Source organism: Methylobacillus gramineus, assembly GCF_020532675.1.
Lineage (GTDB): Bacteria > Pseudomonadota > Gammaproteobacteria > Burkholderiales > Methylophilaceae > Methylobacillus > Methylobacillus gramineus.
On the sequence record NZ_JAJAVE010000001.1, the window covers coordinates 1,440,125 to 1,462,559 of the forward strand.

The following is a 22,435-nucleotide window of genomic DNA, read 5'->3' on the forward strand; positions in this document are numbered from 1 at the left end:
CGCGAGCGTCATGTACCACATTGCCATATTTGGACGAATCCTCATTTCATGAATATATTGATTGCGTGCATGTGACGGGTATCGGATAATTTTCTGCCAACCATGAACACCATGGCGGGTGATACCCAAACAATGATTGAATTCACGCGGCCAACCCCAATATCATGACCACATGCTAGAAAAACGCGCACAGATATTGCTGAAAACCCTGATTGACCATTACATCAGTGACGGTCAACCTGTTGGCTCACGCACACTTTCCATGGCATCAGGGCTTGACCTGAGCCCAGCGACCATCCGCAACATCATGTCGGAGCTTGAAGAGCATGGATTTATCGCCAGCCCGCACACGTCGGCTGGCCGCATCCCCACCCAGCGAGGCTATCGGCTATTCGTCGATTCATTGTTGACTGTGCAGCCTTTGCACTCCCAGGAAATACGCCGCCTGCAGAGTGAGCTGTCCTCACCCGACCCGCAGGAACTCATCAATGCTGCGGCATCATTGTTATCGAACTTAACCAGGTTTGCCGGTCTGGTGATGATTCCCAAGCGGCAAAGCATTGCCTTCCGCCACCTGGAATTTCTCCCTTTGTCGGAAAAACGCATCCTGGTGATCATTGTCACCTCCGACGGCACAGTGCAAAACCGCATTATTCTGGCAGAAAAACCGTATACCGCGGCAGAACTCACCCAGGCCAGTAATTTCTTCAATCAGAACTACGCTGGCAGCACGTTTGACCAGGTCAAACAAAAACTGCATGAAGAACTACAGCAAGTGCAATCCGATATGTCACGCCTGATGGCTGCGGCCTTGGAAGCCAGCAGCAAAACTGTGAGCAATAGTAAAGATGGTATGGTGATTGCTGGAGAGCGCAACTTGCTGGACGTACATGACCTGTCCACCAACGTCAGCTCGCTACGCAAGCTGTTCGATATTTTTGAGCGTCGCACCTCCCTCATGCAGTTGCTGGACAACAGTCAAAAAGCCGAAGGTGTACAGATATTCATCGGCGGTGAGTCAGGCTATCTGCCACTGGATGAATGCAGCATGATTACCGCTCCTTACGAAGCCAATGGACAGACGGTGGGTACTTTGGGAGTGATCGGCCCGACCCGCATGGCCTATGAACGTGTGATCCCGATTGTCGATATCACCGCAAAACTGCTGTCCAATGCACTTTCCAACAGCTAGGTTCCATTTCTCACTAGCAGAGACCACCAGCCAACGGCACCGGAGATCTGATGTCTTTTTACATTAAAGAACCTGTCATTACTGAGCAAGAGCCTGAACGTACCGGTATTCTTGTCATGAATCTAGGCACCCCTGATGAACCAACTGCCAAGGGATTACGGCCTTATCTCAGGCAGTTCTTGAGTGACCGACGCGTCATTGAGATTCCGAGAATCATTTGGTGGTTTATTCTCAACTGTGTCATTTTGGTACTGCGCCCTAAACAGTCAGCCCATAAGTACGCGCAAATCTGGCAAAGCGAAGGCTCACCCCTGATGGTCAACAGCAAAAAGCAGGCAAGACTGCTGGAAGGTTACTTGACCGAACGTATTGCCTCGCCTTATGCAGTAGAGCTGGGCATGCGCTATGGCAACCCTTCTACGGCATCAGCAATTGCCGCCCTCAAGGCCAAGAACTGCAACCGCATTTTGTTGTTTCCGCTATATCCCCAATACGCTGCCAGCAGCAGCGCCTCGGCTATTGATGAGGCCATGCGCACCCTGATACGCACACGCAACATGCCGGCAATCCGTACTATTCGTGACTATCATGATCACCCCGCCTATATCGCTGCACTGGCTGAAAGCATTCGCCTGCATTGGGTGGAACATGGCAAACCCGATACATTACTGATGAGCTTCCATGGCGTACCACGTCGCACCCGAGACCTGGGTGACCCCTATTACTATCAATGCCAGACCACAGGCAAGCTGTTGGCCGAAGCATTGCAACTTAACCCTGAGCAATACCTGATCTGTTTTCAATCCCGCTTTGGTGCTGCCGAGTGGTTGCAACCTTACTTTGCCCCGACTGTGGAAGAGTTAGGTAAGCAGAAAACAGGACGGGTGGATGTGGTATGTCCTGGCTTCTCCAGTGACTGCCTGGAAACTCTGGAAGAAATTGCCATGGAAGGCAAGACCATATTCCTTGAAGCTGGCGGTGGTGAGTATCACTACATTCCCGCATTGAACGACCGCGACACCTGGATCAACGCCATGTGCACTATTGCCCTGGATAATCTTCAAGGATGGGTGAAGCAAAAGTAAAGGCGTCACAAAAGAAGACTGGCCCTGTGCTGATGCAATCCTGCTGCGAAACACACAGTCTTTCGTCATACAAAAAATGGCAAGGCTGATCACCAGGTTTTGTTAACCGCCTCACAGTACGGACCAGCCCAGCTTTTGTTATAATTCTCTATTAGCTAGAAACGGATCTCCCAGATGATAGTCATTACCGGTGGCGCAGGCATGATAGGTAGCATGATTGCCTGGCACCTCAATACCGTGCTGCAACGCGACGATATCGTGATCGTAGATCGCCTTGCACATCCTGAGCAATGGCAGAACCTTTGTCACAGGCGTTATGCAAACTATCTGGACAAGGATGAACTGTTCGACTGGCTACCCAAAACCGGCAATATTGATGCCATCATCCACATGGGCGCCATCAGCGCCACCACCGAGCGTGATTTCAACAAGCTGGTTCAGGACAACATCCGCTATAGCCAGATGTTATGGAGCTGGTGTGCTGAGCATCAGATCCCATTCCTCTATGCCAGCTCTGCCGCCACTTACGGCGGTGGCGAGCTGGGTTATGAAGATGATGAGTCAGCGGTTGACCAGTTACGTCCCCTGAATGGTTACGGCTATTCCAAGCAGTTTTTTGATCAATGGGCTTTGCGCCAGGCAGCAGAAGGCAATCCAACCCCGCCTCAATGGTGTGGATTCAAGTTTTTCAACGTATACGGCCCCAATGAGTACCACAAGGAACGCATGGCTAGCGTTGCCTTTCACACATTCAACCAGTTCCGTGACAACGGCACAGTGAAACTGTTCAAGAGCCATAAAGCAGGCTTTGAAGATGGCATGCAATTGCGCGATTTTGTGTACGTCAAGGATGCGGCTGCCGTCATCGCCCACTTCCTGGATCAGCCCCAACATTCAGGTATTTTCAATATTGGCACTGGTCAAGCGCGGGCTTTCAAGGATCTGGCAACCTCCGTCATGACCAGCATGGGCAAGCAACCCTCCATTGACTATATTGATATGCCTCAAGACTTGCTTGGCAAGTATCAATACTTTACCGAGGCCAGCATGCAGAAACTGCGTAACACCGGCTACACCCAACCATTCCATAGCCTGGAAGAGGGGGTACGGGATTACGTGCAGAATTACCTGATGCAAGCTGACCCCTATTGCTGAACCGATTAAAGAAGGAATCGACATGACCCCTGTCGACACATTAAGACAAGCATTTGCCGAACATCAGGCCGTCATCGCTGCACTGGAACCCTTGTTGCCGACCATCGCACAAGTGGCCCAGGAGATGCGCGCCTGCCTGGCGCGTGGTGGCAAGATACTGCTCATGGGCAATGGTGGCAGCGCCGCCGACAGCCAGCACATTGCTGCTGAAATCGTCGGACGCTACAAGAAAGAGCGCCGTGGCCTGCCTGCAATCGCGCTCACAACCGACACCTCCATCCTCACCTCCGTCGGCAATGACTACGGATTTGACTTCATCTTTTCTCGCCAGGTAGAAGCCCTGTGCACTCCTGCGGATCTGGTGATCGGTTTCTCCACTTCCGGCAATAGCAAGAACGTGGTCCGCGCAATAGAAACCGCTCGCGAGATCGGCGCCATCACGGTGAGCATGACGGGTGGCAGTGGCGGCAAACTGGCAGAACTGTGCGACTTTAACTTGATCATGCCATCCAGCGATACGCCTCGCATACAAGAAGCCCATATCCTGATCGGCCATAGCCTGTGTGACTTGGTGGAAGCTGACTAGCACTATGCGTGAGCAACTCATTGAAACCGTCCGTCACCGTTTTGGCCACGATGATGTATGGATATTGGTCGTGGGCGATTTGATGCTGGATCGCTATTTATTTGGTGACGTGCAACGCATCTCACCCGAAGCCCCCGTCCCTGTGGTCTTGCTCAAGCACCAGGATGAACGGGCTGGTGGGGCCGCCAATGTAGCCGCCAACCTTGCCCTGCTTGGCATACCAACGCGTATTGCTGGCTGTATAGGTGAAGATGCAGAAGCGGCAGACCTGCTGAGCTTGATGAAAAACATCGGTATCAATACCGACTATATCTACAAGAGCTCCCTGCGCCCAACCATCACCAAAACCCGCATCCTGGGCGGCCATCAGCAAATGATGCGGCTGGACCAGGAAGACGCTGGTGCTTTTAAAGCAGAGGAAAATACTGGCCTGCAGCTGTTGGTAACAAAAGCCCTGCAAGAGAAACCTGCGGCCATCATTCTGTCTGACTACGCCAAGGGCGTGCTCAGCACCGAACTCTGTCAGGCCATCATCAGCCAGGCCATTGAGTCCGGCATCCCGGTATTGGTAGACCCCAAGGGCAAGGATTACAGCAAATACCATGGTGCAACCGGGCTCACACCAAATAAACGAGAAACCGCAGAGGCTTGCGCGACCGACATCAACGATAACCCGCTACTGCTGGCAGCCGCTGCTCGCTTACGCGACAGCCTGAAACTTGAGTTTCTCGCGGTCACCCGAGGCGAGGAAGGTATCAGCGTCATCGACGACACTGGCACAGCCCATTTGCCCGCCACGGCACGCCAGGTCTATGACGTATCCGGGGCTGGGGATACCGTCATTTCCACCCTGACCGCTGGCCTCGCCCATGGCCTTAACCTGCACGCTTCACTGGAACTGGCCAACATTGCCGCCGGGATCGTCGTCGGCAAGGTAGGCACCGTCCCCATTACCCGCGATTACCTGCTCACGGAGCTACTATCGCAGCAATCCGCTGTGCAGGCGGATAAAGTGTGTAACAAAGATACCTTGCTGGCTCGCGTCCAATCCTGGCGTAGCAATGGTGAGCGGATTGTATTCACCAATGGCTGCTTTGATCTGCTGCATGCAGGCCATGTCACCTATCTGGAGGCTGCACGCAAGACTGGTGACAGACTGGTGCTGGGGCTCAATACCGATCGATCAGTCAGTGCACTCAAGGGGCCAACCCGACCTGTTATCCATGAAGCGGATCGTGCCCGGGTACTCGCCGCGCTGGAATCTGTAGATGCGGTGATCCTGTTTGATGAAGATACCCCCCTACAATTGATCAATGCGATTCGCCCAGATGTCATCGTCAAGGGCAGTGATTACACGGAAGACCAAGTAGTCGGTGGCTCGGAAGTAAAATCCTGGGGTGGCAAGATTGCCTTGATTGACGTGGTACCCGGCCGCAGTACCAGCAACATTATCCAGAAACTGGCTTCTTGAAACATGGCCGTTCCCATCACTGAGAAAATCCTCGTCATGGGCCCGTCCTGGGTAGGCGATATGGTGCTGGCACAAAGCTTATTCAAAACCCTGAAAATCCGTAACCCGGATTGCGAAATCGATGTAGCTGCTCCAGCCTGGACCCTGCCCTTGCTGGAGCGCATGCCTGAGGTCAACGCTGGCATTGCCCTGCCCTTCAAGCATGGTCAGTTGGCGCTGGGTGAACGTATACGCTTTGGTAACAGCCTGAAGCAGCGTCATTATACGCAGTCCATCATGCTCACCAACTCACTCAAATCGGCCGTATTGCCTGCAGCCTCCGGCATTGCTAGGCGCACCGGTTTTTTAGGTGAGTATCGATATGGCCTGCTCAATGATATCCGCCCTCTCGACAAAAACCGCTTACCTAGAACGGTAGATCGCTTTGTTGCACTGGGCTTGCCAGACGATATGCTTTTACCCGAGCACATTCCCCACCCCAGCCTGCAGGCAGATCCAGAAAACGCCACACAGGCACTAGAAAAACTGGGGCATGCACTGCCAACACAACCGGTATTAGGACTCTGCCCTGGGGCAGAATACGGTGAAGCCAAGCGCTGGCCTGCTGAATACTACGCAGAGGTAGCCAGGGCAGCCTTGGAAAAAGGCTGGCAGGTATGGCTATTTGGCTCGGAAAAAGATATTCCTGTCACGAACCAGATCAACCAGCTCGCCAACATGCAATGTCTGAACCTTGGAGGCAAAACCAAGCTAGGCGAAGCCATTGATATCATGTCGCTATGCAGTGCCGTCATCAGCAATGACTCTGGCTTGATGCACATCGCAGCAGCGCTGGACAAGAAGCTCATCGCAATTTACGGCTCCTCTGATCCGCACCATACTCCGCCCATGAGCGCACAGGCAGTAGTGGAATATTTGGGGCTGGAATGTAGCCCCTGCTTTGAAAGAGAATGCCCGCTCGGACATTTGAACTGTTTAAGGCTCATCAAGCCAGTGACTATTTCTCAACATCTATTCTCCAGCAAATCTCTACTTACCACACACACGCACAAAGTTTAGATACTTCCTTATGTCCAGACGCATTAAAGTATTACAAATTCAGCCTGAATATAACGTCAAGTCTAGCGATATATCAGACCTGGCTGAACAAATTGTTAAATCTCTACCCTCCAACCAATATGAGGTTACCTCAGCCTATATTTATGGCAGACCTAAACCTGAACAGGCTCTGAGTATCGCTGAACATGTCGAATTTTTGGATTGTAAAGAATCCGACATGAGTGGATTAAGGATTAAAGTCCTCCTCAAACTCTATCAATTCTGTAAACAACATCAGTTTGACGTCATTATCTGCCACCGCTTCAAAATCGTCAGCCTGATGCTTCAGCTCAACAAATTACTCAAAGCGCCACTCTGTATAGGCATTTCACATGTGATGGATGAATACAGAAGACCATATCGACGCTGGCAGATCAAGTTACTAGCTGACAAGCACTGGCGTTTTGTTGGGGTGTCAGACGCAGTAAAAGAATGGCTGATAAGCTATGGTATGGGATTTACCACTCGCAATACCCAAGCCATTCCAAATGCAATTGATATTGCAAAATCTGAAACTTCTCAACTGAATAGCCTTAGCGCTAGGTCAGCTCTCGGATTACCAGAAGATAAACTCATTATCGGTGCAATAGGCCAGTTATTTGCACGTAAAGGCCATCGCTATTTGATATCGGCATTAGCCAATCTTAAGCATGAGTTTCCCGATGCGCATATTGGCATTATAGGCAAAGGGCCAGAAGAGCAGAATTTGAGACAACAAATCAATTCTTTGGGCTTGCAAGGCCGAGTTCACCTACTTGGATTCAGAGAAAATGCTTTGCAATACGTCCGAGCATTTGACATATGGGCCATGCCCTCGTTAAAAGAGGGACTACCACTGGCCTTGATGGAAGGCATCAGTGGACACCTACCGATTATTGCGTCTGACATTCCGGAAATGCGCGACATGATCTTGGGGGCAGGAGGCCTTGCTGTTCCAGCCAAAGATGTAATGGGACTTACGAATGCATTAAGACAATACCTAGCTCTGGATCGTGAAAGCTTGCGAGCTAAAGGTGAACAAGCATACGATTTTCTGTCTACCCATCACAGCATAGAAGCCTATCGATCAAGCTATCGCAAATTAATTGAAAATAAGTTGAAAGAAGTGAATCTATAAATGCAGCTTTTCCAGTTCCTCCGCAGCCCTACTTTTGCACTATATGCTGTCAGTGCATGGATGATCAGTTTCTTGATCATTACAGACTCTCAAGCTCATAACAATATCAGCTACCTGATACTACTAGTTCCTACATTGATCTCATTACAGTATAGCGAGGTCAAACAGTTTTTCAGTAACAGGCTTGCACAAGGGCTGGTGCTTGTCATCCTGAGCCTGGTACTGGCTGCATCAACAGGAGATGGAGATCCATTACGTCAGGTCAAATTCGGCCTAATCGTCATTCTCTTCTTCATCGCCGTCGCCAGATTACCTGCCATCAGCGATAGAATCGCCTACCGCGCTGCCTGGAGTTACCTAGGACTAATCATTCCCTACGTGATCTTTAATATGGCCTGGCAATATCATCAGGGTATTTGGCTGCCGGGTGCACGTTTAGGCGAACTGGAAGCCAAGCTGGAGAATGTGATCTATGTCACCAATACGATGGGGGGCATGCTGGCCATTATTACCTTACTTGGCATACGGGCGAAGAAATACCGCTCGGTACTCCTTGCCCATGGCCTAGTATTGTTTTTATCCCTCACTATATTGCAAACTAGAAGTATCATCGGCATCTGGGTTGCGACACTGCTACTTACCTATTTTGCAGTTCAACGCCATAGCCCAGGCAAACACAAACATACACTCTGGATTATAAGCGCTAGCCTAGTTGCGAGCATGGGTATAGCGTACTTACTGGCTTTCACCTCTATAGGCGAAAATTTGCTAGCCCGTAACTTCTATCGTCCGGAAATCTGGTGGGGCTACATCAGTGAAACGTTGCGCTGTGGCTTCTGGCTTGGCTGCGGACCAGATCATGACTTCCAGTACATATCCCGTGATGGCAATACCATGATACATCCTCACAGTATTTATGTGACCCAATTCTACAAAGCAGGGCTAATTGGCTTACTACCCTTACTCGCCCTCACATTCTGGGCCGGAGTTCGAGGTTATCAGGCAAAATCTTGGGCTGCCTGGTATTTTATTGTAGGTGTTCTAGGACTATGTTTTGATGGAAGTAGCCTGGTACATAGTCCCAGCCAAAGATGGCTAGTATTTCATTTACCGCTTGCTCTGCTGATTGCTCAACAACTACATCACTCACGCTTATCAAAAAGTGCAGAAGCATGATCCATAAAATTGGAAATTAGGCTTCCTTCATCACTGATACGAAATGGAAACGTCATACGCAATATTAAGTGATATAACTCATTTCGCTGGATTAACCATGCAACAAATGACTTACTTGCCTGCCTGTTTCTGATGGGTAGTATCATACGCAGGCATAAAGCAAAACTGCTCAAAAAAAGGCATGTATCTCGCAGGCACCAAGTAAATATTGGAATACCGAAGATTAGGGTTAAAGCTGGATAACACCCAGTTTTTTGCAAAGTATTTATAGTAAATTCGCTTGAAAAATCCCACTATTCCTTGACCATGAATTTTCTTGCTATTGGCGGTCATAATGGAGAAAACGGTATAGCCTGCAAATAAACCAGTGAATAATTCTTTATCCTGGAATCCATCCATTGTGGTCTTATTATTATATTCAAGCAGTAATAGTGGTTGATGCGTTTTGATGGTTTCTTCCAAGCCGGTCAGAGCAGGAACCTCATGCCCTTCAACATCCATCTTGATAAAGTCGACTTGTCCAACATAGTGCTGTGCTAAAAACTGATCCCCAATCAGACTATTAATCTCCAACCTTCTGCCAGAACCACTAAAATTTTCCAGGGAGGAAGAGCCAAGGTTAGCATTGTCTGGAATGAAAATTTCCGCCTGACCCTCCCTATCCGATAATGCCACATTTACCGCCTCGACCTGAACAGCATGGTTCTGATTCAGATTCGTCTTAAGTATCTGGTAGATAAAATCCACAGGTTCAAATGCAATGAGCCGCTTCGAAAAGTCAGCGATGATTAATGCATGATTCCCTATATTGGCTCCAATATCGAGACTCACCTCAGGCTTAATCACGGCAAGCACTTCAGAAAGCGAATTCAGAATATTGGTGTCATACTCCCCTTTTCTCTGAATTTCCAGGGTGATAGCATCACCTTCAAAGGCATTCAGCACCTTTCCCCTTTTTGTTTTCAATGTTACTGGGGTGTAATGACTCATTGCTATCTCCAACATAGATACTAAATTTCACAAAAAAAGTTATTCATCAATGGTAACTCAATCAATCGTCACTATAGCCGTCTGACTTCCGCATTCCATACTGATCAGTAGTGTGCAAGCCAGTAAAATAATAGCTCAAAGGCAGGAACGCACTTCTGCAACATCAGCCCTGACAATGAGTCGGGCTTTTGCTCGGCAATATTAAGCAGCCATCTCTTCTAACATTGCCTGGACTCGAGTCCGCCAAGTAAAGCGCTGCTGGAAGGCTTGTTGCCCCTGCCTTGCAATAGCAAGACGCTGCTCTGGATTCTTCAAGTAGTAATCCACCTTCTCCTGCAGCTCAGCTGCGCTCTTGAAGGTTTCCAGCTCTTTGCCTACTTTGAATAATTCAGCCACTTCGTCACAATAATCGGTGAGCAGGAAGGTACCTGCTGCCAAGGCCTCAAAAATTCGCAAGTTAATGCCAGTGCCAGCCCCATAAAATTGGGAACGGGTGATATTGAGAACAATCTTGGAGTCAGCAAACAGCTGGTGCAGCTCAGCACCCCACACCGACTTATCCGTGATACATGCTTTTAGTCTCTGGGACATCAAGGCGTCATTACGCTCCCAACGGCTACCATAAATGGACACATTCTCCTTGATGCTTTCCAGCAAGAAGATTCGCCGGAGATCTGCACTCCCTACAAACAGTACGTCCTTTTGATCTGTCGATACAGGGGGAATATTAATGGCTTTGGCACCATAAGGATGATAAACAGCTTTTAGTTGGCGTGTCTCAATGAAAAAATCTGTCATTACTCTGGAAAATGAAAATACTTTGTCATACACCGGCAACTCAGTTTCCAGGAAGAAGATAAACTCTCTGCGCTTGGAAAATAAATTACAACTATCAGTATCATATAGAAACAACGAAACGTTATGCTTCCGCGCGATACTTTGCAGCAACACTGGATTGATGAACTTGTAAATAAAGCCAATCACCAGAATGTAGTCAGGCTTCACCCTGGTAATCAATTGCTCTAGCTGTTTTACATCAGCGCGTGGCAAATAGAAAAAACTATCTGTCTCCCCATGCTTTTGAATTGCCTTGGAGTAAGCAGACCGCAATCCATACAATGGAATCGTTGAGAGCCTCTTGCAATCTTGATACGTTGCCTCGACATCCAATTCAGCCAAGGTTTCCACAATCTCTGTCCCAAGAGGGACACCTGCAATGCCATCCAAGATCAGTAATTTTTTCTTTGCACCCATTTTTGATCTTTCCGCTGCTTAATGATGAGATTTTAACAAGCGCTCAAGCGATGCAAGCACACGAGCAGGAGTGACGAAAGGTTTCCATATTCCGCCATCTCTCCCAGGTAAAACCACAAGAGGACAAACTACAGCACCCTTGCCCCATCCAGGCCGCCAATGAAATTTCTTGTTGCGTTTTCGATAAATAGTCAGGATAGGAACATTCAAGAATGAAGCCAAATGGCCATTACCAGAATCGTTAGCAACAACTGCACCTGACTCATAAATAAATGAAGCTAGCTGATTGATACCTGGAAATAATGGAACATCAAACTCACCATTGACCAATCCTACCCACTCCTCGTGATGAGAAGGTGCAACCACAATTACAGGAGCGTAGCCACGCTCCCTGATGACTCTCGCGAGCTTGAGGAAAGAATCTGGCGTCCAGTTCTTTTTCTCGGGTCCGGAAGAATCAGGGCTAATCACGACACGCTTATCAAAACGCCTGTGCAAAAGCATGGCAGGTGGCGTCAGGGCAACATCCTTCACGACATTGCTTAACCCCATTCTTTCCCGCATATAAGCCTGGGTAATTTCAACCACCGTACTCTTGGGAAATTTCTTGAATGCGATAGATCCTGCACAAGTTGCGAGCTTTGTTAATTGCCGGGCCACAGCTATCGGTAAAGTACGATTTAACCGCTCAGTATGGTCAAAATACCAATTCTTGGGCGCTTTCTGACAGATCAGCACCCATTTTTCCCTATGTTGCAGCACATACTCATCCGACATCTTTTGTCGAATGGCCATGGGAGGACTCATCAACACTAAATCATAAGACTCCAGCTCTGGCTCAAGCATATCAAATGAAACATGCGGCTTGATCTTCAAATGGGGAACCCAGCTTGAAAGCTGGTCAAGCACATTGCTGTAGCAAGTGACATTAAATCCATTTCTATGCAGGTTTTCAGCCATCATTAAATAAATCAGGCTATCTCCAAGAGAGTCAAAAGAAACCAGAGATATTCTGGCCAAATCCATATCACCCCCTACAAACTTGAATCTAAAACACCATCATGGTGGTCATTCAACACACTAATGATGAATGGAAATTGACAATACTTCACTGAGATAATGAATTAACAAAGCCTATACGCCAGAATGCCGCCCTGGCTGCTTCATCCGAAAACTTTTCATGCAGCATCGTCTGGGCCACAGATCTATCAATTAAAGAATGCTCCTGAGATGCCTTGACGATTACCTTAGCCAGCTCTGGAGCATTGCCCAAGGGAAAAGTCACGCCAACATCCTGGACCACCTCAGCACCTCCACCACTTTCACTACAGATAATGGAAACACTTGCAGCCATGGCTTCCAACAAGACCATCCCAAATGGTTCATGATCTGAAGTCAGTGCAAAGATATCAAACGCCCTGAAATATCGACGTGCATCGGCAATCTGGCCTGTAAAACGTACATGTTGAGTAATACCAAGCTCTCTCACCAACTGTTTGAGCACATGCTCCAAGGGTCCTTTACCAACAATCAGCAAAAGACTGTCAGTAGGTAATGCTGGCAAGGCACTGGCAAAGCCGCGGATGAGGGTCGCCTGATCCTTGTCGTAATGTAAGCGGCCAACATTGGCAATCACGAAGCTATTTAAGGAGATATCCAAGACCTGCCTGGCATCCTCCCTCGTCAACAGAGTCCCCTTTACGGCCTCTACATCAATCCTGTTGTACAAGGTTTGTATACGCTCATGGGGCCAGCTAGCAAGATCACAACGAATCTCATCGCGTACGGAATTAGAGACCGCCAGCATGAAAAGACGTGATCGAAATAGATTGACCATCAAACGGCGCGATACTCGGCCAAAGTCCCCATAATTATGGTGAACACTGATCACTGGCAAAGACGTGGCCAGCAAAGCCACATAGGTCGGTTTTGCACGATGTGCAATACAGAACTTGAAATCATGCTTTGCCACCAGTTTGCGGATATCCGCAATGGCACGAAGCTTGAGACCACGTACTTGTTTGCTGGTATACCCTAGAAAAATCACTTCATCTGAACCACTCTGCCTCTCAACCTCGAGATCCGGCTTTCCAGTGAGGTATACAGTGACAACCCTGTATGCAGTCCCTGCAAACAAAGCAGCATATTGACGTGCACAGTCGAGAAATGGCGGGTAATAACTATGGCAGATATGTAGAACTTCCAAGAGAAAGGCCCTTTAGTTAAATACTCACCGGGAAAAAGTTGAGCTCTTTCAATAACGACTGCTTCGATTGTAATGATAATTGGGCATGCGAGAAATAATTGTCTACAAATGCCTTGAGACAGGCTTCTGGCAACGCCGTCCATTCCTCAGGCACTCTTTGCAGATGGCGAAAATTCCTTTTTCTGTGCCACAAGCCAAGACTATGTGGATAGACCTTTAAATCAGCCATATCAATCAGGCCTAACTCATTGCCTGGAGTCAGCACTACATTGCCAAAATGTAGTGCGCGGAAATGCACCCCTTGCTCATGTAAGCGCGCAACAAACTGCCCAAACTTCCCCATGAGTCCTTCGTCAATCAGGCCTATCATACCAAGCTGTCTCAACGTCTTACCTGGCAATGGCTTGTATAACACGGCAGTATCTGTGGAGTCTTCGAAGTGAAAGAGTTGTACAACCTCGATAGTGGGAATTTGTAATGTCTGTAATCTATCTGCGTTGCGGCAGAAATGACGAGCATAGGAATAAAGACGGGCAAAACTGATGGTGTGGCGTAAGCGGAATAATTTGAGAATATTACTGTTCTCAAATTGTAATACCTTTACTCCCCGGCCATCTTGCTCCAGCACCTTGGCGCTTGTGAGTAGCTGCTCAAAATCTTCAGGCAGGAGTAAGCGGCTATTGCGGATTTTCCAGTGCGGAATCAGCCTCATGCACCCACCAATGCCTCAACATTGGCCCGCACCGGGATATCGTGCTGTTCACAATAGCTCTGCCACTCAGGAAAATCTGTCCATGCCTGCATGAACACAAAATCCAGTCCTGCGCCGGTAGATGACTCATGGTCATAACGACTATCCCCTATAAACAAGGCGGGCTTACGGATATTGTGATTCGCAAGTTCGCGGGCAAGGATTTTATCCTTGTTATCCGGACTGCCAAAGATACCGCCGTCAAACAGGTGGGTCAGTTTACGTTCAGCAAAAATCCCATGCAGCTCCTCCTGGTCTCCGCCAGAAATCACCAGCCAGGTGGCAGCAGCCGTTTGCTCACGCAGGGCTTCCAGTCCAGGCGCAATCTCACAGCTTGCCAGGCGCTCTCGCACTTCACGGCCAAAATCCTCAAGCAAAAACTCAACCTCTTTGCGGGATGAAGGCTTGTGCAGGATGTCTTTCAGGAAATAGTCAAACTTGACGAAGCGGGAAATGCCACCCAGCTTGATATGGTAATCCACCAAGGCCTGGGCATCCTTGTCACTGGCACCAAAGTTCTTGGCTGTGGCAAAGTAGGCTTCGATTTTGAGATGGTTGGAATTCAGAATAACGCCATCGCAATCAAATACCAGCGTGTGATATTGATTTATTTTTTTTAACATAGACAAAACCTGATGGGCCACCTATTGCTTCAAATCCAGGTTTATCAAGCTGGCGCAGCTGCGCCAGCTTTAAAGACTTTAAGCTGCCTTGATCGCGCTAGCTTCGCGCGCCAGCTTGGTGATATGCGCCCAATCCTTGCGCGCAACAGCATCTGCCGGAGTAAGCCAGGTGCCGCCACAGACCACTACGTTCGGCAATGCCAGGAACTGAGGTGCAGACTCAACCGTCACGCCACCTGTAGGACAAAACTTAACGTCACCGAATGGACCGGAAAACCCCTTGAGCAGGTTAATGCCACCTACAGCCACGGCTGGGAACAGCTTGAGGAAGTAGTAGTCATCTGCATTGGCCTGCATGATTTCACTGCCGGTGGACACCCCTGGTAGCAATGGCAAACCAATTTCACGTGCAGCACGACCAAGCTCACTGGTATAGCCTGGGCTGACGGCAAATTGGCAACCCGCATCCTTGCTGGCCTGGGCATCCTTGATGCTGCGTACTGTACCTGAGCCTAAAATCGCCTCAGGCACAGCCTTTGCAATCGCTTCCATCGCTTGCAAAGCTACTGACGTACGCAAGGTCACTTCCAGCACCTTGATGCCACCGGCAAGTAGGGCTTCTGCCATAGGCACAGCATCTTCTACCTTGTTGATGACAATGACCGGGATCACCGGGCCATGATTCGCTAAATCTAGTGTGCTCATTGGGTTTCCATTTTCATAGGGTTAAAGCGGTAAATCATTTCAAAATCGCGTCGGGCTAGGCGTTTGAGCGCAGACAGTACCAAAGTACGGCAAGCCAAAAAGCAACGCCCGATGCGTATTTTCAAATGATTATAACCAGGTGACGGCGCCTTCTTCGGCACTATGCACATTTCTACGCATACCGCCAAACAACTCGCGGCCAATACCATGGCCATTATTATTGCGTTGGGCTTCCGTCATGGTGGCAGTAGGACGCGCCTGCCACTCTTCATCGTCCACCAGTGCATTCAATGTGCCCACGATGGCGTTAAGGCGGATCATATCGCCAGTGCGGATTTTACAGATGGCACCGCCCGCCAGTCCTTCTGGGCTCAGGTGAATCGCCGCTGGCACCTTGCCGGAAGCACCGCTCATGCGGCCATCCGTCACAATGGCTACGCGGAAACCTTTACCTTGCAGTACCGATAGTGGTGGAGTCAACTTGTGCAGCTCCGGCATGCCATTGGCACGAGGGCCCTGGAAACGTACCACAGCGATAAAATCTTTTTCCAGCTCACCACGCTCGAATGCAGCCAGCAGTTCTTCCTGCCCATTGAACACAATCGCAGGTGCTTCAATAATCTGGCGATCTTCCGGCACGGCAGAGCTCTTGATCACGGAACGTCCCAGATTACCCGTCAGCAAGCGCAAGCCACCGGATTCGCTGAATGGCTTTGAGGCATTGCGGACAATGGTGTTGTCTGGGCTTTCCTTGGGCAGATCTACCCATATCAATCCATCGTCGGTCTTGACCGGTTTTTTGCCGAAATCTCGCAAGCCACCGATAACCACTGAGCTCACATCCCCGTGCATATAGCCAGCATCCACCAACTCACGAATGACAAAACTAGGGCCGCCTGCATCCTGGAACTGATTAACGTCCGCGGTACCGTTCGGGTACACACGTGCCAGCAGTGGCGTATTCTGCGACAGCTTGGAGAAGTCAGACCAGTCAATAATGATGCCGGCAGCACGTGCCACCGCTACCCAGTGAATCAGGTGGTTGGTACTGCCACCAGTCGCCAACAGCGCAACAATAGCATTCACAATCACGCGCTCGTCTACCAAGCGCCCAATAGGCGTAAAGCGCTGGCTCTTGGTGATAGAAAGTACGGTCTTGACCGACTCGCGCGTCAGCAACTCGCGCATGTCATCATGAGGGTGTACAAAGGCTGAACCTGGCACATGCAGGCCCATGGCTTCAATCAGCATCTGGTTGCTGTTGGCAGTGCCGAAGAAGGTACAGGTACCAGCACCGTGATAAGCAGCAGACTCTGAAGCCAGTAATTCTTCACGCCCCACCAATCCTTGAGCATACTTTTCACGCACCTTGGACTTGGTCGTATTGTCTATACCGGTGGCCATGGGGCCAGCAGGGACGAATACACAGGGTAAATGACCAAAATGCAAGGCGCCAATCAGGAGACCAGGCACAATCTTGTCACATACGCCCAGCAACAAGGCCGCATCAAACACATCATGAGACAGGCCCACTGCAGTGGCCATGGCAATGGTATCGCGCGAGAACAAACTCAGCTCCATGCCGGGCTCACCCTGGGTGATGCCATCACACATCGCGGGCACACCACCAGCCACCTGCACTGTTGCCCCCTGTTTACGCGCCTCGTCACGAATGATTTCCGGATAGGTTTCATAAGGCTGATGCGCAGACAACATATCGTTATAGGCAGTGATCACGCCAATATGCGGACCTTTCTCGGCCACGACGCGGAACTTGTCATTGATGGGCATGGCAGCAAAAGCGTGTGCCACGTTTGCACAGCCCATACGGTCAGCCCCACGCTCGCGATTGACGATCTGGTCAATACGCTGCAGATAGGCTTTACGGGTTGGCGCACTGCGTTCGCGAATACGCTCGGTCACTTCGATTAGAGTTTGTGTCATTAATAGCGCTGCTAAAGAGTGGAGTTTAACGTGCAATTATCGCTGAAAGCGTCTTGCATCGTCAAATTAACCACGACTTGGATAAGGTAAAAAAACACAATGGCTTGCAGTCACAGAGAATGTTACCGCAAGCCACGTGCAAAGCTAGACTTTGGTCACCAACACATCTTCCATGATCAGATACTCCAGATCACAGCCGAAGAACATATTTAGCGCATCTGTCGGACTGCATATCATGGGTTCACCGCGCCGGTTAAGCGAGGTATTGAGCACCACAGGTACATCGCGCAGACGCTCCAGCTCCTCAATCAGTGCGTAGTACCGTGGATTGGTATCCCGCGTCACCACCTGCGCACGCGCCGTGCCATCTTCGTGCACCACTTCAGGAATACGTGGCTTCCAATGATCAGCCACATCAAACGTAAACGTCATGTAAGGAGCTGGATGATCCGTCTGCAGAATATCTGCCGCTACCCTATCCAGCATGCTGGGACAGAATGGACGCCAGCGTTCACGATACTTGATCTGGGCATTAATCCGGTCAGCCACACCTGGATGACTTGGATCCCCAAGAATACTGCGGCAACCCAATGCACGCGGACCAAACTCCATACGCCCCTGAAACCAGGCCAGCGGATTGCCATCCGCCAGAATCTGCGCACCCTTGAGCGATGCATTCTCTATGCGTTTGAACTTGGGCTTGGCCGGATGCGCCTCACAGGCAGCAATACATTCCTCAGTGCTAAATGATGGACCAAGATACGCATGCCGCATTGGCTCCACCTGCTCACCCAGCTCACTGGCTGCAAAACTGGCAGCGCCTAGAGAGGTGCCGTTATCGCCGGAAGCAGGCTGCACAAACAACTCTTTAACATATGGCAAGGCAATGATGCGCTGGTTGAGCTTGACGTTTAGCGCCACGCCACCTGCCATGGCAATACGACCAGTCTCCTTGATGATGTCACCCAGATAGTGATCTATCATTTTCAGCGCGACATCTTCCAGCAATTGCTGCACAGAAGCCGCATAGTGAATATACGGGTCATCAATTTCATCGCCAGAACGCTTGGGGCCCAGCCACTCTACCAGCTCAGGCGTGAAATAGTAGCCTTTGCCTTTTTCCTTGTAGCGACGCAGCCCTACCACGTTCACCATTTTGGTATTGATTCGCAGTTCTTCGCCATCAAACTCGACAAGACGCGATAGGTCATAACGGTTAGGGTCGCCGTACGGCGCCATGCCCATGACCTTGAACTCACCATCCAGCATCTCAAAGCCCAGATACTCGGTAATTGCTCCATACATGCCGCCTAGAGAATCTGGATCGTAAAATTCCTTGATTTTATGGATCTTGCCATTTTCGCCGTAGCCAAAAAATGTCGTGGCGTATTCACCCTTGCCATCAATGCCGACAATCGCGGTTTTTTCCTTGAAACCACTCAAGTGATAAGCACTGCTGGCATGCGCCAGATGATGCTCTACAGGCACAAACTTCGCGTTGGTAATGCCCAATTGCTTCATCAGTTCCAGGGACTTGTCGCGATTGCGGCGGAAACGCCGGTTACCATTGAATATTGCATCCAGCGCGCGATCCGGCGCATACCAATGACGTTTGGCATAATGCCAGCGCGCATTGCTGCTGAGAGGAATTTCAGCATATGGAAACGCGACCACATCGATTTGGTCAGGGCGCACCCCGGCCTCACGCATACAGTAACGAGCTGCCTCTAATGGAAATTTGTTTTTGGCGTGCTTGTCGCGAAGGAATCGCTCCTCTTCTACCGCCGCCACAATCTTTCCATCTACCAGAATCGCTGCCGAAGCATCATGGCCCAAGGCGCCAGATAAACCTAAAATAATCATTGTCTTTCGCTTTGCTTGATGACTAGACCTGCCTGATCCAGCAGGTCGGTATCTCGATAAACTGCCCTAAAGGCCTCAATTAAAAGATGCCTGACTTCAGCATCTGATTGCCAGTTTTTCATAAACCGGCGTACATCCCGTATATGGCGTGGCCTGAATGTGGCATGGCAAAGATATTGCCGCATGCTATCCAGATCAATCAGCAGTGGCACCGTGCCATGAATCAACAGATTAGTGGCCTTGAAATCGCCATGTTCCAGCCGGAGCAGATACAGTCGATAAAACAGGCGTGCTATCCCTTGGGCAACTTGCTGTTTCTGCGCCAATACGATTGCCTGATCCGCAAAAAATACCACGGCATCTGGTGCAGATACAAACTCTGTCAGCAGATATGCCTGCTTGCGCCACAACCAATACCTGCGTTCAAGCACGGCGATTACCTGCGGGGTCGCCAGGCCAGCGATCATCAACCGATGAGCATTTGACCAGGACACCACTGCGCGTGATGAGCGGAATGCCCGGCCCAGACCATGCCAGAAACTCTTGATATTGTAACGTTTGATCACCATCTTGCGCTGATCAATTTCAATTGCCGCCACTGTACAGGTGTTACCACTTTTCAATCTTGTTGCTGAAGGAGCATCCAGCAAGGCATCAGGGCGCTTCAAGCTATCGCGCAGGATGACACTGTCTCTGGCCCGGTTTATTGCCAGGAAATACGTTGGCCTTTTTACCACTACCACATCGGTACACGTCCGTAATACCTTCTTGTCGGCATATTGCCGCATCTCTTCCGCACGGTGTTTTGCAATGCGGCGCTGCATGGCAGGTACAGCAGGCACGGTCCCATAGCCCAATGCTGCTGCATATTTGACCAATAGCGCAGGCAGCCAACCCTCCAATGCATAGACATCCAACTTTGATAACAGCAAGGCAAGGTTCTGCAATGCCTGGCAACGCTTGAAATAAGGGCGCAAGCGGCGTATTCCATCTCCATCCAGCGTATAAATATGATCCGCATCTACAAGGAAATTCTTAAGATAGAGATCACTTTGATACAAACCAGCGGCATGGTGATACGCAACCTCTTCAACCAACCGGCCTGCAAGTGCAAACTGTGCGGACTCATCCTCAATAAGCGCCTGCCAAATCTCTTCAGCATTCGGCGCATTAACTGCGGCATACAGCAACAGATGGCAAGACTGAGCTGCAATTGTGGCTTGGAGCAACAATGAGGGAGTTGTAATCCCTGCGGCAGACAAGTATTGCGAGCCACGACGATCACGTGCCAGGTATTTTGCTGACTGCTGACCAATAAAGAATTTGGCAAACACTTCACGACCGCGCCAATAACCACGGCATACCAGACGCTTACCCGGCACACGTCGTATGATCTGCAATCGTTCAAGCTGATTGCCGTCATCCAGCGTCACTGCAAAATATTCAGCGGCCTGATGGCGGGTATATGCAGCAAGATCAGGGTTATGGAGAATGTCAGTCATGCTGATGCAATTGAAGCACGCTCAATGAGTCTGCATTCCAGGGATCACCAATCAGCAGCGGATATTCCTTGAACTCTGAACTGACCAAGCTCTTGCTTGCATCAAACCCATCAAAACTCAAGCCAGCAAGGTCAGCCCAAGTATAAATGAAATGTGAATTGCCGTAAGGCCTGTCCAACGCTGAGGCAAAGTTGGTTTCATGCCCGGACTTCCACTGCTCCGATGCCCAGAAAATGAAAGGAATCGTATACATAGGCAATGTAGGCTTGCCTTCATTGCGCCCAAGATTGCTATGACTTGGTGCATCATAGACATCCTCGCCATGATCGGAGAAATAGACCAGAAAGCTATTGGTCTGCTTTCCATCCAGCATCTTGATCAGGCTGGACACGACGTAATCGTTATACAGCACTGCATTATCATACTGATTGTAGACTTCAGCCTGCTGATCATCCAATACAGCTGGCACCCCTGTTCGATCGCGGAACTGATCATATTCACGCGGATAGCGAAACTCATATTTCATATGCGTACCCAACAGATGGACCACAATAAATTTGCGCGGCGCTGGATCTGCCAGCACTTCCTTGAATGGAGCAAACACGTTACTGTCGTACTCACGCGAGTTCTGGGCGCGACTGTTGTTCATATAGAACTGCTGATCGGTTTGCTTGGAAAACGTGGTCAGCATGGTATTGCGCTTGGTAATCGTCTGCTGGTTGGTGACCCAGAATGACTTGTATCCAGCCTGCCTCATCATGTTCATGAGGGAAGGTTGCGTCAGGTATAGATTGGGATGTTCCTGGTCTGCAAACGTCAATACATCCTGCAAGGCCTCAATCGTGTAAGGCCGCGGCGTCACTACATTGCGGAACGCAAACAATTGATCCCGCATCTTGTCCAGTTCCGGCGTGGTTTTGCGCTCATACCCATACAGACTCATACGCTGACGATTGGTCGATTCACCGATCACCAGTACAAGTGTGGCAGGTAACCCTGCATTGGCGTCATGCAGGTTTTTCAATGGAGGCAATTGACTGTTTTGAGCCAGCAAGGCTTCCATGTTTGCCAACTGCTGACGGTAATGAATATACCCAATCACCATCTGCCATGGCACTGCAGGCTCCATGCTATTTTCGAGTTTCTCAATCGCATACTCAAGACTGGCTTTCTTCAATACCAATTGCTTGAATATGGGGAAACCAAAGAGAAATACCAGTATTGCCAAGGTACTGATCCAAGCTGCACGTGCACTGATCTGCAAAGGGCGAAGGCGCTTCCACAGCCAGATGGCAACAGCGGTGTGGGCCAACATGACTGGGATCATCCACCAGACAAAATAATGGGCAATGAATTCGCGGGATTCTGCGGGATTGGATTCAAAAATGATGAACATCACACTCTGAGAAAATTCCTGCCCATAAATGCAGAAATAGCCCAGACTGATCAGTGAGAACACCCACAAAACGACACCAATCAGCGCCGCAATACCCAGCGTCCTTCGCGGAAACAGGATGACAGGAATTAACCACAGCAAACTCATAAACACCGCTTGCCGGAAGCCTACAAAAATTGTCGCACCACTAAATTGCAGCAGGATATGGCTTATGCCAGAGAAATAGAAAAAAAACAGATAGAGATTAAACAGCGCACCCCAGTCCGTACGCTTCCACCTGAAAGCAACATTTGCCAACAATCCCATACTATCCTTAGTGAA

At 49.6% G+C, this 22,435-nt stretch carries 19 protein-coding genes; 8 read left to right on the forward strand and 11 right to left on the reverse strand.

What is annotated here, in order from left to right; genetic code table 11:
* The first annotated feature begins 172 nt into the window (after window positions 1–172).
* From hrcA to LG201_RS06715, 8 genes are all read left to right on the forward strand, one after another.
* On the forward strand, window positions 173–1,192 hold the full coding sequence (gene hrcA, locus LG201_RS06680; protein ID WP_226771379.1) for a heat-inducible transcriptional repressor HrcA: 1,020 nt from the start codon (window positions 173–175) through the stop codon (window positions 1,190–1,192).
* A gap of 50 nt (window positions 1,193–1,242) precedes the next feature.
* Entirely contained in the window at window positions 1,243–2,277 is a 1,035-nt protein-coding gene (hemH, locus tag LG201_RS06685) for a ferrochelatase (RefSeq protein WP_226771380.1), read from the forward strand.
* A 174-nt stretch (window positions 2,278–2,451) separates the two neighbouring features.
* Complete coding sequence (rfaD, locus tag LG201_RS06690; RefSeq protein WP_226771381.1) at window positions 2,452–3,432, forward strand: ADP-glyceromanno-heptose 6-epimerase; 981 nt, start codon at window positions 2,452–2,454, stop codon at window positions 3,430–3,432.
* 22 nt (window positions 3,433–3,454) lie between these two features.
* Window positions 3,455–4,018 carry a D-sedoheptulose 7-phosphate isomerase gene (locus tag LG201_RS06695; RefSeq protein ID WP_226771382.1) on the forward strand — a complete coding sequence of 188 codons (564 nt, stop codon included), beginning with the start codon at window positions 3,455–3,457 and terminating at the stop codon, window positions 4,016–4,018.
* Between the two features lie 4 nt (window positions 4,019–4,022).
* Window positions 4,023–5,489, forward strand: coding sequence for a bifunctional D-glycero-beta-D-manno-heptose-7-phosphate kinase/D-glycero-beta-D-manno-heptose 1-phosphate adenylyltransferase HldE (gene hldE / locus LG201_RS06700; RefSeq protein WP_226771383.1), 1,467 nt, complete (start codon window positions 4,023–4,025; stop codon window positions 5,487–5,489).
* A gap of 3 nt (window positions 5,490–5,492) precedes the next feature.
* Complete coding sequence (gene waaF, locus LG201_RS06705) at window positions 5,493–6,548, forward strand: lipopolysaccharide heptosyltransferase II (protein ID WP_226771384.1); 1,056 nt, start codon at window positions 5,493–5,495, stop codon at window positions 6,546–6,548.
* A 10-nt stretch (window positions 6,549–6,558) separates the two neighbouring features.
* Entirely contained in the window at window positions 6,559–7,704 is a 1,146-nt protein-coding gene (locus LG201_RS06710) for a glycosyltransferase family 4 protein (RefSeq protein ID WP_226771385.1), read from the forward strand.
* Complete coding sequence (locus LG201_RS06715) at window positions 7,705–8,880, forward strand: hypothetical protein (protein ID WP_226771386.1); 1,176 nt, start codon at window positions 7,705–7,707, stop codon at window positions 8,878–8,880.
* A gap of 111 nt (window positions 8,881–8,991) precedes the next feature.
* Here the strand turns inward: LG201_RS06715 and LG201_RS06720 are convergent, their stop codons facing one another.
* From LG201_RS06720 to cptA, 11 genes are all read right to left on the reverse strand, one after another.
* Window positions 8,992–9,870, reverse strand: a complete 879-nt coding sequence (locus tag LG201_RS06720) for an FkbM family methyltransferase (protein WP_226771387.1) — start codon at window positions 9,868–9,870, stop codon at window positions 8,992–8,994.
* A gap of 201 nt (window positions 9,871–10,071) precedes the next feature.
* Entirely contained in the window at window positions 10,072–11,124 is a 1,053-nt protein-coding gene (locus LG201_RS06725; RefSeq protein WP_226771388.1) for a CgeB family protein, read from the reverse strand.
* Window positions 11,125–11,142: 18 nt separating this feature from the next.
* Window positions 11,143–12,000 (reverse strand): glycosyltransferase family 9 protein, encoded by an 858-nt coding sequence (locus LG201_RS06730; protein ID WP_226771389.1) that lies wholly within the window; start codon window positions 11,998–12,000, stop codon window positions 11,143–11,145.
* Between the two features lie 232 nt (window positions 12,001–12,232).
* Window positions 12,233–13,330, reverse strand: coding sequence for a glycosyltransferase (locus LG201_RS06735; protein WP_226771390.1), 1,098 nt, complete (start codon window positions 13,328–13,330; stop codon window positions 12,233–12,235).
* A gap of 16 nt (window positions 13,331–13,346) precedes the next feature.
* A complete protein-coding gene (locus tag LG201_RS06740) occupies window positions 13,347–14,042 on the reverse strand; it encodes a BUD32 family EKC/KEOPS complex subunit (protein WP_226771391.1) in 696 nt (231 codons plus the stop codon).
* Window positions 14,039–14,704 (reverse strand): HAD family hydrolase, encoded by a 666-nt coding sequence (locus tag LG201_RS06745; protein WP_226771392.1) that lies wholly within the window; start codon window positions 14,702–14,704, stop codon window positions 14,039–14,041. Before LG201_RS06745 ends, LG201_RS06740 begins: the two co-directional genes overlap by 4 nt.
* 78 nt (window positions 14,705–14,782) lie before the next feature.
* Window positions 14,783–15,409, reverse strand: a complete 627-nt coding sequence (gene eda, locus LG201_RS06750) for a bifunctional 4-hydroxy-2-oxoglutarate aldolase/2-dehydro-3-deoxy-phosphogluconate aldolase (RefSeq protein ID WP_226771393.1) — start codon at window positions 15,407–15,409, stop codon at window positions 14,783–14,785.
* A gap of 129 nt (window positions 15,410–15,538) precedes the next feature.
* Window positions 15,539–17,353, reverse strand: a complete 1,815-nt coding sequence (gene edd / locus LG201_RS06755; protein ID WP_226771394.1) for a phosphogluconate dehydratase — start codon at window positions 17,351–17,353, stop codon at window positions 15,539–15,541.
* A 144-nt stretch (window positions 17,354–17,497) separates the two neighbouring features.
* Window positions 17,498–19,216 (reverse strand): carbamoyltransferase family protein, encoded by a 1,719-nt coding sequence (locus tag LG201_RS06760; RefSeq protein WP_226771395.1) that lies wholly within the window; start codon window positions 19,214–19,216, stop codon window positions 17,498–17,500.
* The gene (locus tag LG201_RS06765) at window positions 19,213–20,718 is read right to left on the reverse strand and encodes a lipopolysaccharide kinase InaA family protein (RefSeq protein ID WP_226771396.1); all 1,506 of its coding nucleotides are present in this window, start codon (window positions 20,716–20,718) and stop codon (window positions 19,213–19,215) included. Before LG201_RS06765 ends, LG201_RS06760 begins: the two co-directional genes overlap by 4 nt.
* Window positions 20,711–22,420 (reverse strand): phosphoethanolamine transferase CptA, encoded by a 1,710-nt coding sequence (gene cptA / locus LG201_RS06770; protein WP_226771397.1) that lies wholly within the window; start codon window positions 22,418–22,420, stop codon window positions 20,711–20,713. Before cptA ends, LG201_RS06765 begins: the two co-directional genes overlap by 8 nt.
* Window positions 22,421–22,435 lie beyond the last annotated feature (15 nt).

What these genes read in the sequence shown, in the direction of transcription:
- hrcA (WP_226771379.1), top strand. Translation starts at nt 173, where the DNA reads ATGCTAGAAAAACGCGCACAGATATTGCTGAAAACCCTGATTGACCAT.
- hemH (WP_226771380.1), top strand. Translation starts at nt 1,243, where the DNA reads ATGTCTTTTTACATTAAAGAACCTGTCATTACTGAGCAAGAGCCTGAA.
- rfaD (WP_226771381.1), top strand. Translation starts at nt 2,452, where the DNA reads ATGATAGTCATTACCGGTGGCGCAGGCATGATAGGTAGCATGATTGCC.
- LG201_RS06695 (WP_226771382.1), top strand. Translation starts at nt 3,455, where the DNA reads ATGACCCCTGTCGACACATTAAGACAAGCATTTGCCGAACATCAGGCC.
- hldE (WP_226771383.1), top strand. Translation starts at nt 4,023, where the DNA reads ATGCGTGAGCAACTCATTGAAACCGTCCGTCACCGTTTTGGCCACGAT.
- waaF (WP_226771384.1), top strand. Translation starts at nt 5,493, where the DNA reads ATGGCCGTTCCCATCACTGAGAAAATCCTCGTCATGGGCCCGTCCTGG.
- LG201_RS06710 (WP_226771385.1), top strand. Translation starts at nt 6,559, where the DNA reads ATGTCCAGACGCATTAAAGTATTACAAATTCAGCCTGAATATAACGTC.
- LG201_RS06715 (WP_226771386.1), top strand. Translation starts at nt 7,705, where the DNA reads ATGCAGCTTTTCCAGTTCCTCCGCAGCCCTACTTTTGCACTATATGCT.
- LG201_RS06720 (WP_226771387.1), bottom strand. Translation starts at nt 9,870, where the DNA reads ATGAGTCATTACACCCCAGTAACATTGAAAACAAAAAGGGGAAAGGTG.
- LG201_RS06725 (WP_226771388.1), bottom strand. Translation starts at nt 11,124, where the DNA reads ATGGGTGCAAAGAAAAAATTACTGATCTTGGATGGCATTGCAGGTGTC.
- LG201_RS06740 (WP_226771391.1), bottom strand. Translation starts at nt 14,042, where the DNA reads ATGAGGCTGATTCCGCACTGGAAAATCCGCAATAGCCGCTTACTCCTG.
- LG201_RS06745 (WP_226771392.1), bottom strand. Translation starts at nt 14,704, where the DNA reads ATGTTAAAAAAAATAAATCAATATCACACGCTGGTATTTGATTGCGAT.
- eda (WP_226771393.1), bottom strand. Translation starts at nt 15,409, where the DNA reads ATGAGCACACTAGATTTAGCGAATCATGGCCCGGTGATCCCGGTCATT.
- edd (WP_226771394.1), bottom strand. Translation starts at nt 17,353, where the DNA reads ATGACACAAACTCTAATCGAAGTGACCGAGCGTATTCGCGAACGCAGT.
- LG201_RS06760 (WP_226771395.1), bottom strand. Translation starts at nt 19,216, where the DNA reads ATGATTATTTTAGGTTTATCTGGCGCCTTGGGCCATGATGCTTCGGCA.
- LG201_RS06765 (WP_226771396.1), bottom strand. Translation starts at nt 20,718, where the DNA reads ATGACTGACATTCTCCATAACCCTGATCTTGCTGCATATACCCGCCAT.
- cptA (WP_226771397.1), bottom strand. Translation starts at nt 22,420, where the DNA reads ATGGGATTGTTGGCAAATGTTGCTTTCAGGTGGAAGCGTACGGACTGG.